This window comes from Streptomyces sp. NBC_01288 (assembly GCF_035982055.1).
GTDB lineage: Bacteria > Actinomycetota > Actinomycetes > Streptomycetales > Streptomycetaceae > Streptomyces.
Genome location: NZ_CP108427.1, coordinates 5,217,056 through 5,229,869 on the forward strand (window position 1 = coordinate 5,217,056; position 12,814 = coordinate 5,229,869).

A 12,814-nucleotide genomic window follows, 5' to 3' on the forward strand; every position below is an offset into this window, starting at 1 on the left:
GACGGCCTTCTCTCGGGGCATTTCCACAGGATCCGCTTGCGGAAAACCGGCCGAGTGGGTCCGGGACAGGGGCACAGGGCGGGGATCCGTGACATTGTCGATGACAAGCTCCCGTTCCCCCGGATTCATCCGTAATTGCACGTGATCGTGACCCGGATGCCCGCCCTCTACATGCCCCGCGGTCCGTTGGCAGGCATGATCCGTAAATGGGTGGATAGACGAAATACCGTACCGCCACCGAGGAGGAGGAACCCCGTGACCCGCATCGACAGCGTGCGCTCCGCGACCGGCTCGGCGAAGGACAGCGTGCTGCACGCCGCGGAAGTGGTGGCGCCCTACGCCGACACGGCCAAGGACAGGGCCTCGTACTACGCCCATGAGGCACGCGTACGTCTCGCGCCCAAGGTGTCGCTGGCCGCAGACCAGGCCCGCGTCCAGTACGACGCCCATGTCGTGCCGCGCCTGGAGCAGGCCCGCACCCATGTACCGCCGAAGGTCGACCAGGCCGCCCAGGAAGCCGCCGTCCGTACCCGCAAGGCTGCCCAGCAGGCCGCCGAGTACTCACGGCCGAGGATCGAGCAGGCGGTCGCCGCCGCGGGCCCGGTCAAGGACGAGGCCGCCGCACGCGGTGCGGCCGCGTTCGCCGCGCTGCGCGGCCAGGTCTCGCCCAAGGAGATCCAGAAGCTGGTCCGCAAGCACGAGCGGCGGGCGAGGGCCGGCCGGCTCGCGAAGGGGCTGGCGGTTGTGGGCATCCTGGCGGGCGGCGCTTTCGCCGCCTGGAAGTGGTGGGACAAGCAGGCCAACCCCGACTGGCTGGTCGAACCGCCTGCCGCGACCGAGGTGCCCGAGACGGGTCACCTCACCTCGGTGGACGGCAGCCCCGAGGCCGTACTCGACCCCGAGGTCGAGGCCAAGCAGGCCGAGGACGAGGCCGCCGAGAGCGACGAACACCGCTGACGTCCGACGCACTGTCAACATCGCCGCGGGGCAGGAGACTTGAGGGTCTCCTGCCCCGCGGCGATGTTTCACGTGGAACAGTCCCGGACCCGGGCGAACGCCCTTGACTTCTTGATTTACGCAAGTTGCCGCGATGACGTTTGCAACGCCTTAGGTGTACAAGCAGCGCACAGCCTCCCTTAACGGACCGCACACCCCTGATTACGCATCCGAATTCACACCAGCTCACACACCTCCCGCACACACGGGCACACCGTCCCCACATCAGGTCGACGACCGGCGCGAGACCCTACCGACTCCACCCGGAACCGATATTTGCGCAAACAACTGCAACGAAGAGTCACCCTCTACGTGACGCACGTCACCTCTCGACACAAAGAAACACCGGCCGGACGCCACTGAGGGCGACCGGCCGGTGCGGGATGTGGAGCCTAGGGGAGTCGAACCCCTGACATCTGCCATGCAAAGACAGCGCTCTACCAACTGAGCTAAGGCCCCGCTAGAGAAGCGTCCGACCGGCAGAACCACACACCGGCGAGCTTCGGAGACCAGCGTACCGGGTCACCCCGGGTATCTCGCAAAAATTTGGGGGTCCCGGTGAACGACCACTCTCCGTAAGATGCTCGGCGTGGTTCGCTAGAGCGAACCGCGGTTTTGGGGAAGCGATGGGGAGACGCAATGGACGCCGCACAGCAGGAAGCCACCGCCAGAGCGCGGGAGCTGCAGCGGAATTGGTACGGGGAGCCTTTGGGGGCGCTCTTCCGTAAGCTCATCGACGATCTTGGGCTCAACCAGGCTCGTCTCGCGGGGGTGTTGGGACTGTCCGCGCCGATGTTGTCCCAGCTGATGAGCGGTCAGCGGGCGAAGATCGGCAATCCCGCGGTGGTCCAGCGGGTGCAGTTGCTGCAGGACCTGGCGGGACAGGTCGCGGACGGCAGCGTGAGCGCGGCCGAGGCGACCGAGCGCATGGACGAGATCAAGAAGTCCCAGGGGGGCTCGGTGCTCAGCAACACCACGACCACGACGAGCAGTTCGGGAGCGCCCACGGTCAAGCGGGTGGTCCGCGAGATCCAGTCGCTGCTGCGCTCGGTGGCCGCCGCGGGCGACATCATCGACGCGGCTGACACCCTCGCCCCGACCCACCCCGAACTGGCAGAGTTCCTCCGGGTGTACGGCGCCGGCCGCACCTCGGACGCGGTCGCGCACTACCAGTCCCACCAGAGCTGAGCCCACGGCCCGGCCGCCGATCGGGGGTTCGGCAGCCGGGCACGCAGCCCGCGAGGGGCACGAGGGGGTCGTGCCGCTCATCGGAAGCACGTGCGGAACAGCCATGCGGAACCGCCGCTAGGGAGTGCCATGAGGAACTGCCGTGAGGGGGAGTCGTATCGCTCGTCCCGGGGGAAGCAACGGGGGTAGCCGAAGGGGGAGGAGCGACGCACAGCCATGGGTGAGGTCTTCGCCGGCCGGTACGAACTGGTCGACCCGATCGGGCGCGGCGGTGTCGGCGCGGTCTGGCGCGCCTGGGACCACCGGCGTCGCCGCTATGTGGCGGCCAAGGTCCTGCAACAGAGCGACGCGCACTCGCTGCTGCGCTTCGTCCGAGAACAGGCACTGCGGATCGACCACCCCCATGTGCTCGCACCGGCCAGCTGGGCCGCCGACGACGACAAGGTCCTGTTCACCATGGACCTGGTGGCGGGCGGTTCGCTCGTCCATCTCATCGGGGACTACGGTCCCCTGCCCCCCGCGTTCGTCTGCACGCTGCTCGACCAGCTCCTCTCCGGTCTCGCCGCGGTGCACGCGGAAGGTGTCGTGCACCGTGACATCAAGCCCGCCAACCTGCTCCTCGAAGCCACCGGCACGGCCCGTCCGCGCCTGCGCCTGTCCGACTTCGGCATCGCGATGCGGCTGGGCGAGGCACGCCTGACGGAGACCAACCTCGTGGTGGGGACGCCGGGTTACCTCGCGCCCGAGCAGATGATGGGCGCGGAGCCGGACTTCCCCGCCGACCTGTTCGCCGTAGGGCTGGTGGCGCTGTACCTGCTGGAGGGGGCCAAGCCGGACTCCAAGGCGCTGGTGCAGTACTTCGCGGAGCATGGGACTCCGGGGGCACCCAAGGGCATTCCCGAGGCGCTGTGGCAGGTCGTGGCAATGCTGCTCCAGCCCGATCCGCAGGCTCGCTTCCGGACGGCCACGGGGGCGCGCAAGGCGCTCGCGGCGGCCGCGGAGCTGTTGCCCGAGCCCGGCCCCGACGACGAGCTGATCGAGATCTTCGACCAAATCGGGCCGCTGCCTTCGGAGTTCGCGCCCGAGGGTCCGCTGAAGAGGGCTTCCGGGGTGGACACGGGGTCGACGACGACTCCCTCGTCGGCCGGCTCTTCCGATCCCGAGAACGACCTGGACGCCGGTGTCGGCGATGCCGGCAGTGCCAGCGGCGAGGGTCTCGACTCGGCCTGGCCCGGCACGGACTCCGTACCCGTGGATCCACGGCAGGGCATCGTCTCCCAGCCGACCCCGACTCCCGTGCCGATTCCGACTCCGCCGACTTCCCCGCCCCGGTCCCCGATGTCGGACACCGGCAGCTTCCATCTGCCGCCCCCGCAGGCCCCGTACGGACAACAGGCGGACCAGGCACAGGCGGAGCAGCAGGCAGCACATCAGACAGCCCAGGCCCACCAGGGCGGCCAGTACCAGCCGCCCATGAACCCCTCGCCCCAGTACTCCTCGCCCCATGACCTCACGCATGTCCTGTCCTCCCCCCAGCCACGTGCTGATCCCTCTACTGCTTCATACACCGCTCAGGTCCCGCAGGTTCCACCGTCGGCGCCGCCGGTTCCGCAGCACCGCGGCAGGCGGGCACGGCGTCGTCCCGGGCCGCCCGCGAAGGTGGTGATCCCGGTGCTGCTGCTCGCGCTGGCCTGTTATGCGGTGGGGTTCTGGGCGCTGACCCGCATCTGAACTGCGGGATCCGAACCGGGGTGAGGGTGGGACGGTTACGGGGCCGCCGTCGAAGCCCGGTCCCGGCGCCGGGCCGACACCGTCCACACGCCGAGCGTGGCCAGCAGCACGGTGCCGGCGCCGATCCCGGCCACGGCGAGCACCTTCATCGCGGTGTCGCCGCCGCCCCCGGCGCTCCCCGGCCCCGTCACGGCCGCGGCGCGGTCCTGTGTGGTGACGTCGAAGATGTTCCGGGGATCGGGCCGGCCCGCGTACCCGGGACCGCCGTGCGCCGTACCGGCGACGCGGACGCGCAGGGTCACCGGGAACGGTCCCTGGCCGAAGTCGTCGGCCAGTTGCGCGTCGAGGTGCACGACGAGGTAGTACGACCCGGCGAAGCGCATCCCGTTCTCGTGGTCGACGACGGAGTAGCGGTTGCGGTACTCGACGGGCGGCAGGGGCTCCAGTGCCACCGACCTCTCGCTGCCCCGGTAACCGAGGCCGGCCTGGTCGACGGAGGCGCGTACGGGGTTGTAGAGCGCCAGGTCCAGCGCGCGGTTCACATAGCCGCTACCGCCGTCGGAAGCGCCCAACTCGGCCGTGACGGACAGCTGTTGGCCCCAGTCGACCGGCACCTTGTAGAAGAGGGTCCGGCCCGGTCCGATGTCGTCCCGCCACGCGCCCTGCCCGACGGCGACCGCCCCGGCGAAGCCCGACCCGCCCGCGCGGCGCCGCGCCTCCCCCGTGACGGCCTCGGGCGACGCGGAGTCCCAGACCTGGGGCGCGTCGGTCGCGCCGGCCTGCGCCAGCGCGGGTTCCGACACCGCGGTGAGCTCCAGCCCCCAGGTGTCCGACGAGGAGTCCGACGCGTCGACGCGTTCGACGAGCACGTAGTACTTGCCGCTCCCCTTGCACAGCGCCTTGCCCGCCTCCCGCACGGCCCAGGCGGCCACGGGGTGGGGACTCCGGCCGGCCCCGAAGGTGGCGCTCCGGTACGTGCAGCCGGAGCCCTTCGCGTTCCGCATCGACACCTTGATGCCGTCGGTGGCGGCGACGGTGGTGCCCACCGGAGGCACCGCGGTCACGGAGACATAGGCGTTCGACGTGGCATCGAGATCAAGGCCGTAGTAGACGCTGGCCCCCTTAGAGAGGGAACTCCTGTACGTCTCACCGGGTTTCAGTTCTTCGGCGCCGGCGGTACCGGTCGCTCCGTCGACAGCCCGGTCGCCCTTGTCGTAGCCGTAGGAGCCGGCCGACGCTGCCGCCATGGCGGGCCGGTCCGTGAGGGCGGCCGTCGCGCACAGGACCGCGGCAAGGACCACGACACGTCGTACGGCCCCGGCGACGGGCGTACGGCCGCCCTGTGCCCGCGTCGTCCGCCACCACGCCGTACGCCGCCCCATCACGCGCCACCCCTCGTCGTTGCTCCGGACGTGGCCCATCCTGCCCCGCATGCGCGCGTGGCATCCCGGCAATGCGGACGAGTGTCCGAAACGCCGGGGTCGTGGCGGCCGTACCCGCACCAGGGCAGGGGCGCAACACAAAGCCCCGACCGCCAGGCGGTCGGGGCGTGCTCAGAACTGGATCTCGGTACTCACGAACCCGTGGGCACGGAGTCGGTCGCCTCCGTCCACAGATCCTGCTCGGCGCGATCCGCCTGGATCTGGCGGTACACGAGGAGCCCGCCGATGGCGGCCAGTGCGACCAGGAGAAGCTTCTTCACCGCGCGACCTCGTCTTTCCTTGACGTAGGGGACCTCTGTCGCCCGACTATACACACCGACCGAGACCGATCAGTGACCTGCGTCCGGGGTCAACTCCGGCCCGGGACAGCGCAGTAGGAGCGGACGGGACCGCTCCGATCTGAGGGTGATCACATCCCCACTGACGGTTACTTCGCCCTCCTTTCGCGCATCTTCATCCGTTTTACTGCCTCTTACACCCATCCGAGTGGTGTTCATCAGAACATCGACGCGCCATGGGCGTCGGTCCACCACTTCGCGACCCCCATACACATCATGAGGAAAGTACGCAAATCGCCCAACCTGAAAGTGAGGGGCCATGGCCCAGATCAAGGTCCAGAAGTTGTGGAACGCCTTCGTCACCGGCTTCCTGGCACTGTGCACGGCGCTCGGACTCATCACGGTCACCGCGACGGTCGCCGCCGCGACTGAGCGGACCGAGGCGGCGAGCACCAGCACGGTCGCCGAGACGACACCGGCGATCTCCCCCTTGTCCTTCACCAGGTCGCTGCCCCCCACGATGAAGCAACGCATCCGCGCCGAGGCCCACGGCAAGTCCCCCAGCTGCCGCCACCGCCCGCCGACGGACACGGACGAGACCGCGGAGACGGCCGACGCGACGGAGCCGGACCACGCGGAGCCGGGAGCCCCGCTCCAGCACTGACCCGAGTCCCTCCAGCACCACCCCGGGCCCGTCCAGCACTACCTCAGGCCCGTCCAGCACCGCCTTCGGCCCCTCCAGCACCGACCTGCGCGCCGACACCCCGGCCCGCGAGTCTCCCTGGCCGTACCGAACTTGCTCAACCTGCCCGACCGTCCGCCCTCTCTGACACAGCGGCGAACTTGCGTACAAAGCTCCAGAGACAACACAGAGGACCCAGAAAACCCCTGGCCCACCGTGGCCGGGGGTCTTCTGGCGTGCCCACGACTCATCCCTCCCCGGCCCCACCGAACGGCCCGTCCGTGCGGACCAGAATCCCGGGGCAATCCGGATCGACCACCCCTGTGTAGTGATTCGTCCAGGAGTCCCGCCGGGCACGCGGCAACGGCGCTTCCACGAGCCGGCCGTCATGGATCATCCACAGGCGACTTCGTCCCGTCGGGTCAGCGGTTTCATGAAGTCTTCCGCGACCCTGAACCAACCGGGGACGCCAAAAACCCCCAACCGCAACCGGTTGGGGGTCTTCGTGCTGGTGGGGCTAACAGGATTTGAACCTGTGGCCTCATCCTTATCAGGGATGCGCTCTAACCAACTGAGCTATAGCCCCGCCGCGCTTTGCGGAGTGTGTCCCGCGCGCTGACTCCTGAAGATTAGCGCACGACATGGGCAGTCCCAAAATCGATAGTCACAGGACCGCCGGGAGGGGTTTCAACCCGCGTTCACCCGACTTCTCGCCCGTCCTGTCGTCCGCCTTCTCACTCGTCCTCGGCGAGCGTCAGCTCGATGCCGCCGACGAAGCCGGCGGAGAGGTTGTAGATGAACGCGCCGAGCGTCGCGAGGGCCGTGGCCAGGACGACGTCGATGACCGCGATGATCCCCGAGAACGTCAGGACGTGCGGGAGGGACAGGAAGGACTGCAGGTCGAAGCCGTTCGACTCGTTCGAGCCGGTCGCCTCCGAGATCGTGCCCCCGACCGTCGAGAAGACGCCCATCGCGTCCATGACCATCCACAGCACCGCGGACGCGACGACCGTGCAGATGCCCAGCGCGATGGAGAGCAGGAAGCTGACCTTCATCACCGACCACGGGTCGGCCTTGGCCACCCGCAGCCGCGCCTTACGGGTACGCGGCGCGGTACGCGCGCCCGTGCGCGGCCGCCGTACGGCACCGCTCTGAGCGGCGGCGGGCGCCTGCGTCGGGTAGGCCTGCGGCGGGTGGTACGGCCCCGCGGCCTGCTGCGGCTGACGCTCCCCCGGGAGGGGCGAACCCGGCAGCGGGGACCCCGCAGGCTGCGCGGCCGGTGCGGCGGGCTGGGCCGGTGCCTGGCCCTGAGCGGGTGCCTTGGCGCCCGGCGCGGCCGGGCCCGCCCCAGCGGACTGCTGCTGGGTCTGCGGACCTCGGGTGTCCGTCACAGTTCCCCCCTGGGATCCATGCGAGTCGGGCGAGTGCGCGTCCGTCTTCTTCACGTCGATCGCACGCAGTTGGGTCGTGTGCGGATCTGTCGCGTTCGCGGCGGAGCCACGGCCGCCGCCGTCCGTGTCCGTACCGGTCGATCCGGCGCCCGTGGCTCCGCTCACGATGACTCTCTCCTCGTGCTACTCGTCCGAGGGTGCGTCACCCTCGTCCGTGCCGGTGGTCGCGACACCCTCGGTGGTCTCGTCGGCGGCTTCGTCGCCGACGACTTCCTCCGCCTCGGGTCCCGCCTCGGCGTTACGAGCGATACCGACGACGGCATCGCGCTTGCCCAGGTTGATCAGTTGGACGCCCATGGTGTCACGGCCCGTCTCCCTGACCTCGTTGACTCGCGTACGAATCACACCGCCGGACAGCGTGATGGCGAGGATCTCGTCGGTCTCCTCGACCACCAGCGCGCCGACGAGAGAACCGCGGTCCTCGACGATCTTGGCGGCCTTGATACCCAGGCCGCCGCGACCCTGGACGCGGTACTCGTCGACGGCGGTCCGCTTCGCGTACCCGCCGTCTGTGGCAGTGAACACGAACGTACCGGGTCGAACAACATTCATCGAGAGAAGCTGGTCGCCCTCGCGGAAACTCATGCCCTTGACACCGGAGGTCGCACGCCCCATGGGGCGCAGTGCGTCGTCCGTCGCCGTGAACCTGATCGACTGTGCCTTCTTGCTGATCAGCAGCAGATCGTCCTCGTTCGAGACGAGTTCGGCGCCGATCAGTTCGTCGTCGGAACCGTCCTCCGTCTCACGGAGGTTGATCGCGATGACACCGCCGGAGCGGGGCGAATCGTAATCCTTCAGAGGCGTCTTCTTCACCAGGCCTCCCTTGGTGGCGAGGATCAGGTAGGGCGCCGCTTCGTAGTCGCGGATCGCGAGGATCTCGGCGATCGCCTCGTCCGGCTGGAAGGCCAGCAGGTTCGCGACGTGCTGCCCGCGCGCGTCCCGTCCGGCGTCCGGGAGTTCGTACGCCTTCGCGCGGTAGACGCGGCCCTTGTTCGTGAAGAACAGCAGCCAGTGGTGGGTCGTCGACACGAAGAAGTGGTCGACGATGTCGTCTTCCTTGAGCTTCGTGCCGCGCACGCCCTTGCCGCCGCGCTTCTGGGAGCGGTAGTCGTCCGCCTTGGTGCGCTTGACGTAGCCGCCGCGCGAGATGGTGACGACGATGTCCTCTTCGGCGATCAGGTCCTCCATGGACATGTCGCCGTCGAAGGGCACCAGCATCGTCTTGCGGTCGTCGCCGAACTTCTCGACGATCGCGGCGAGTTCCTCGCTGACGATGCCGCGCTGGCGGACCGGGGAGGCCAGGATCGCGTTGTACTCGGTGATCTTCGCCTGGAGTTCGTCGTGCTCCTGGACGATCTTCTGGCGCTCCAGGGCGGCCAGTCGGCGGAGCTGCATCTCCAGGATGGCGTTCGCCTGGATCTCGTCGATCTCCAGGAGGGCCATCAGGCCCGTGCGCGCGATGTCGACGGTGTCGCTGCGCCGGATCAGCGCGATGACCTCGTCGATGGCGTCCAGGGCCTTCAGGAGGCCACGCAGGATGTGCGCCCGCTCCTCGGCCTTGCGCAGCCGGAACTTCGTCCGGCGGACGATGACCTCGATCTGGTGCGCCACCCAGTGCCGGATGAACGCGTCCAGGGAGAGCGTCCTCGGCACACCGTCGACCAGGGCCAGCATGTTGGCGCTGAAGTTCGACTGAAGGTCCGTGTGCTTGTAGAGGTTGTTCAGTACGACCTTGGCGACCGCGTCCCTCTTGAGGACGATGACGAGGCGCTGGCCGGTACGGGACGACGTCTCGTCGCGGACGTCCGCGATGCCGCCGACCTTGCCGTCCTTCACCAGGTCGGCGATCTTCTGCGCAAGGTTGTCGGGGTTGGTCTGGTAGGGGAGTTCGGTGACCACCAGGCACTGGCGGTTCTGGATCTCCTCGACCTCGACGACCGCGCGCATGGTGATCGAGCCGCGCCCGGTGCGGTACGCCTCTTCGATGCCCTTGCGGCCGACGACGAGGGCGCCGGTCGGGAAGTCGGGGCCCTTGATGCGCTCGATCAGCGCGTCCAGCAGCTCCTCGTGGGAGGCCTCGGGGTTCTCCAGGCACCATTGGGCGCCCGCCGCGACCTCACGGAGGTTGTGCGGCGGGATGTTGGTGGCCATGCCGACCGCGATGCCAGCCGAGCCGTTGATCAGCAGGTTCGGGAAGCGGGCCGGCAGGACGGTCGGCTCCTGGGAGCGGCCGTCGTAGTTGTCCGTGAAGTCGACGGTCTCCTCGTCGATGTCACGGACCATCTCCATGGACAGCGGCGCCAGCTTGCACTCGGTGTAGCGCATGGCGGCGGCGGGGTCGTTGCCCGGGGAGCCGAAGTTGCCGTTGGAGTCCACCAGCGGCATCCGCATCGACCACGGCTGCGCGAGGCGGACCAGCGCGTCGTAGATCGAGGAGTCGCCGTGCGGGTGGTAGTTGCCCATGACGTCGCCGACGACACGGGCGCACTTGTAGAAGCCCTTCTCGGGCCGGTAGCCGCCGTCGTACATGGCGTACAGGACGCGGCGGTGGACGGGCTTGAGGCCGTCACGGACGTCGGGCAGGGCTCGCGACACGATGACGGACATCGCGTAGTCGAGGTACGAGCGCTGCATCTCGGTCTCAAGCCCTACGGGCTCGACGCGCTGAGCGATGACGCCCTCTTCGGGCGTGCTGGGACCAGTGGAAAAATTAGGGGTCTCGTCGGCCATTGCTGGTGAAGATCCTTCCTGATGCGGTCAGCTGAGACCGACTCAGATGTCGAGGAAGCGGACGTCCTTGGCGTTGCGCTGGATGAACTGGCGGCGCGCCTCGACGTCCTCGCCCATGAGGACCGAGAACAGGTCGTCGGCCTGCGCGGCGTCGTCCAGGGTGACCTGGCCGAGGACGCGGTGCTCCTGGTCCATCGTGGTGATGCGCAGCTCCTCGGCGTTCATCTCGCCGAGACCCTTGAAGCGCTGGATCGAGTCTTCCTTGATGCGCTTGCCGCTCTGCCGGCCCAGCTCGATCAGGGCGTCGCGCTCGCGGTCCGAGTACGCGTACTCGAAGTCGTCACGGCCCCACTTGATCTTGTACAGCGGGGGACGCGACAGGAACACGTGCCCGGCCTCGACCAGCGGCCGCATGAAGCGGAACAGGAAGGTCAGCAGCAGGGTGCTGATGTGCTGACCGTCGACGTCGGCGTCCGCCATCAGAATGATCTTGTGATAGCGCAGCCTGGCGATGTCGAAGTCCTCGTGGACTCCGGTGCCGAAGGCGGAGATCAGTGCCTGGATCTCCTGGTTCTGCAGGATCTTGTCGATCCTGGCCTTCTCGACGTTGAGGATCTTTCCGCGGATCGGGAGGATCGCCTGGTACTGCGGGTTCCGGCCGGACTTGGCCGAGCCGCCGGCGGAGTCACCCTCGACGATGAAGATCTCGCACTTGGTGGGGTCGTTCGACTGGCAGTCGGACAGCTTGCCCGGCAGCGAAGCCGTCTCCAGCAGACCCTTGCGACGGGTGAGGTCACGGGCCTTGCGGGCCGCCACGCGCGCGGTGGCCGCCTGGATGCCCTTGCGGATGATGTCCGAGGCCTCGTTCGGGTTGCGGTCGAGCCAGTCGTTGAGGTGCTCGTAGACCGCCTTCTGTACGAAGGTCTTCGCTTCGGTGTTGCCGAGCTTGGTCTTGGTCTGGCCCTCGAACTGCGGCTCGGCCAGCTTCACCGAGATGATCGCGGTCAGACCCTCGCGGATGTCGTCGCCCGTGAGGTTGTCGTCCTTCTCGCGGAGCAGCTTCTTGTCGCGCGCGTACTTGTTGATCAGCGACGTCAGCGCGGCCCGGAAGCCCTCTTCGTGCGTGCCGCCCTCATGCGTGTGGATGATGTTGGCGAAGGAGTACACACCCTCGCTGTAACCACTGTTCCACTGCATCGCGACCTCAAGGGACAGGCTCTTGTCCTTGTCCTCCGCCTCCAGGTCGATGACGGTCGGGTGCACCACGTCCCCCTTGCGGGAGTTGAGGTACGTCACGTAGTCGACGATGCCGCCCTCGTAGTGGTACGTGACGGTCTTGACGTCGTCCTTCTCGTCCGCACCCGCCTCGTCGGCACCGGCCGTGGCCTTCGCCACCTCGCGCTCGTCAGTGAGTTTGATCGTCAAACCCTTGTTGAGGAACGCCATCTCCTGGAAGCGCCGCGAGAGCGTCTCGAAGGAGTACTCGGTGGTCTCGAAGACGTCCGGGTCGGCCCAGAAGGTGACCGACGTACCGGTCTCGTCCGTGGCCTCGTGCTGCGCGAGCGGGGCGGTCGGAACGCCCAGCTTGTAGTCCTGCGTCCAGCGGTAGCCGTCGGTCCTGACCTCGACCGCGACCTTGCTGGACAGCGCGTTCACCACGGACACGCCCACGCCGTGCAGACCGCCGGAGACCGCGTAACCGCCGCCCCCGAACTTGCCGCCCGCGTGCAGCACCGTCAGCACGACCTCGATGGCCGGCTTGCCCTCGGACGGGACGATGCCCACCGGGATGCCTCGGCCGTTGTCGATGACGCGCACGCCACCGTCGTGAAGGATCGTGACGTCGATGGTGTCCGCGTGTCCGGCCAGCGCCTCGTCGACCGAGTTGTCGACGACTTCCTGCACGAGGTGGTGCAGGCCGCGCTCGCCGGTCGAGCCGATGTACATACCGGGTCGCTTGCGGACCGCGTCCAGGCCCTCGAGGACGGTGATGGCGCTGGCGTCGTACGAGGCGGTGACCTCGCCGTTCGAGGTGTGAGCCCCGCCGTTGGCGCCGGCGTCGGTGGAGGGGATGTTCTCGTTGGGGTTGCCGGAATCGGCCACGAAGCGCCCTTTCTGGCACAGCACAAGCCAGGCTCAGGCTGGTGGCCGGAGCGGCTGCGGCGTGTTGCGTTGGTAAGCCTTAGTCAGCGTTGCTCGGTGTCTGTCCCACAAGTGGGGCGGGATTGCTTCCAGTCTACCGGTAGCGCCGACATGGATGGGGGTTTGCCGGTACCTGAGTCCTCATGTGCCGCCCTCAACCGGTCTCTCCCGACT

Annotated in this window: 9 protein-coding genes and 2 tRNA genes; 4 read left to right on the top strand and 7 right to left on the bottom strand. The window is 68.3% G+C overall.

Annotation, left to right across the window (positions count from 1 at the left end; translation table 11 throughout):
* Positions 1-255 precede the first annotated feature (255 nt).
* Positions 256-957 carry a DUF5324 family protein gene (locus OG194_RS23375; protein WP_327402778.1) on the top strand — a complete coding sequence of 234 codons (702 nt, stop codon included), beginning with the start codon at positions 256-258 and terminating at the stop codon, positions 955-957.
* Positions 958-1,382: 425 nt separating this feature from the next.
* Here the strand turns inward: OG194_RS23375 and OG194_RS23380 are convergent.
* Positions 1,383-1,455: transfer RNA gene (locus OG194_RS23380), tRNA-Ala, on the bottom strand.
* A gap of 180 nt (positions 1,456-1,635) precedes the next feature.
* Here OG194_RS23380 and OG194_RS23385 point away from each other — a divergent pair.
* Positions 1,636-2,184 (top strand): helix-turn-helix domain-containing protein, encoded by a 549-nt coding sequence (locus OG194_RS23385; protein ID WP_019055167.1) that lies wholly within the window; start codon positions 1,636-1,638, stop codon positions 2,182-2,184.
* A 216-nt stretch (positions 2,185-2,400) separates the two neighbouring features.
* Complete coding sequence (locus tag OG194_RS23390; RefSeq protein WP_327402779.1) at positions 2,401-3,915, top strand: serine/threonine-protein kinase; 1,515 nt, start codon at positions 2,401-2,403, stop codon at positions 3,913-3,915.
* Positions 3,916-3,950: 35 nt separating this feature from the next.
* Here the strand turns inward: OG194_RS23390 and OG194_RS23395 are convergent, their stop codons facing one another.
* Together OG194_RS23395 and OG194_RS23400 are read right to left on the bottom strand one after the other, a co-directional pair.
* A complete protein-coding gene (locus OG194_RS23395; protein WP_327402780.1) occupies positions 3,951-5,348 on the bottom strand; it encodes a hypothetical protein in 1,398 nt (465 codons plus the stop codon).
* A gap of 140 nt (positions 5,349-5,488) precedes the next feature.
* Positions 5,489-5,617, bottom strand: coding sequence for a DLW-39 family protein (locus tag OG194_RS23400; protein ID WP_003999697.1), 129 nt, complete (start codon positions 5,615-5,617; stop codon positions 5,489-5,491).
* A gap of 337 nt (positions 5,618-5,954) precedes the next feature.
* Here OG194_RS23400 and OG194_RS23405 point away from each other — a divergent pair, with 337 nt between their 5' ends.
* A complete protein-coding gene (locus tag OG194_RS23405; RefSeq protein ID WP_327402781.1) occupies positions 5,955-6,299 on the top strand; it encodes a DUF6344 domain-containing protein in 345 nt (114 codons plus the stop codon).
* Between the two features lie 527 nt (positions 6,300-6,826).
* On the opposite strand, the gene OG194_RS23410 is transcribed toward OG194_RS23405, so the two are convergent.
* From OG194_RS23410 to gyrB, 4 genes are all read right to left on the bottom strand, one after another.
* A tRNA-Ile gene (locus OG194_RS23410) sits at positions 6,827-6,903 on the bottom strand.
* Between the two features lie 148 nt (positions 6,904-7,051).
* On the bottom strand, positions 7,052-7,873 hold the full coding sequence (locus OG194_RS23415) for a DUF3566 domain-containing protein (RefSeq protein WP_327402782.1): 822 nt from the start codon (positions 7,871-7,873) through the stop codon (positions 7,052-7,054).
* Positions 7,874-7,891: 18 nt separating this feature from the next.
* Positions 7,892-10,498, bottom strand: a complete 2,607-nt coding sequence (gene gyrA, locus OG194_RS23420; protein ID WP_327402783.1) for a DNA gyrase subunit A — start codon at positions 10,496-10,498, stop codon at positions 7,892-7,894.
* Between the two features lie 42 nt (positions 10,499-10,540).
* Positions 10,541-12,601: a DNA topoisomerase (ATP-hydrolyzing) subunit B gene (gene gyrB, locus OG194_RS23425; RefSeq protein ID WP_327402784.1), complete on the bottom strand. Its 2,061-nt coding sequence runs from the start codon at positions 12,599-12,601 to the stop codon at positions 10,541-10,543.
* Positions 12,602-12,814: the final 213 nt, after the last annotated feature.

Bases quoted from the DNA above. Each gene is read 5' to 3' on its own strand.
- OG194_RS23385 (WP_019055167.1), top strand. From the start codon at position 1,636: ATGGACGCCGCACAGCAGGAAGCCACCGCCAGAGCGCGGGAGCTGCAG.
- OG194_RS23390 (WP_327402779.1), top strand. From the start codon at position 2,401: ATGGGTGAGGTCTTCGCCGGCCGGTACGAACTGGTCGACCCGATCGGG.
- OG194_RS23395 (WP_327402780.1), bottom strand. From the start codon at position 5,348: ATGCGGGGCAGGATGGGCCACGTCCGGAGCAACGACGAGGGGTGGCGC.
- OG194_RS23405 (WP_327402781.1), top strand. From the start codon at position 5,955: ATGGCCCAGATCAAGGTCCAGAAGTTGTGGAACGCCTTCGTCACCGGC.
- gyrA (WP_327402783.1), bottom strand. From the start codon at position 10,498: ATGGCCGACGAGACCCCTAATTTTTCCACTGGTCCCAGCACGCCCGAA.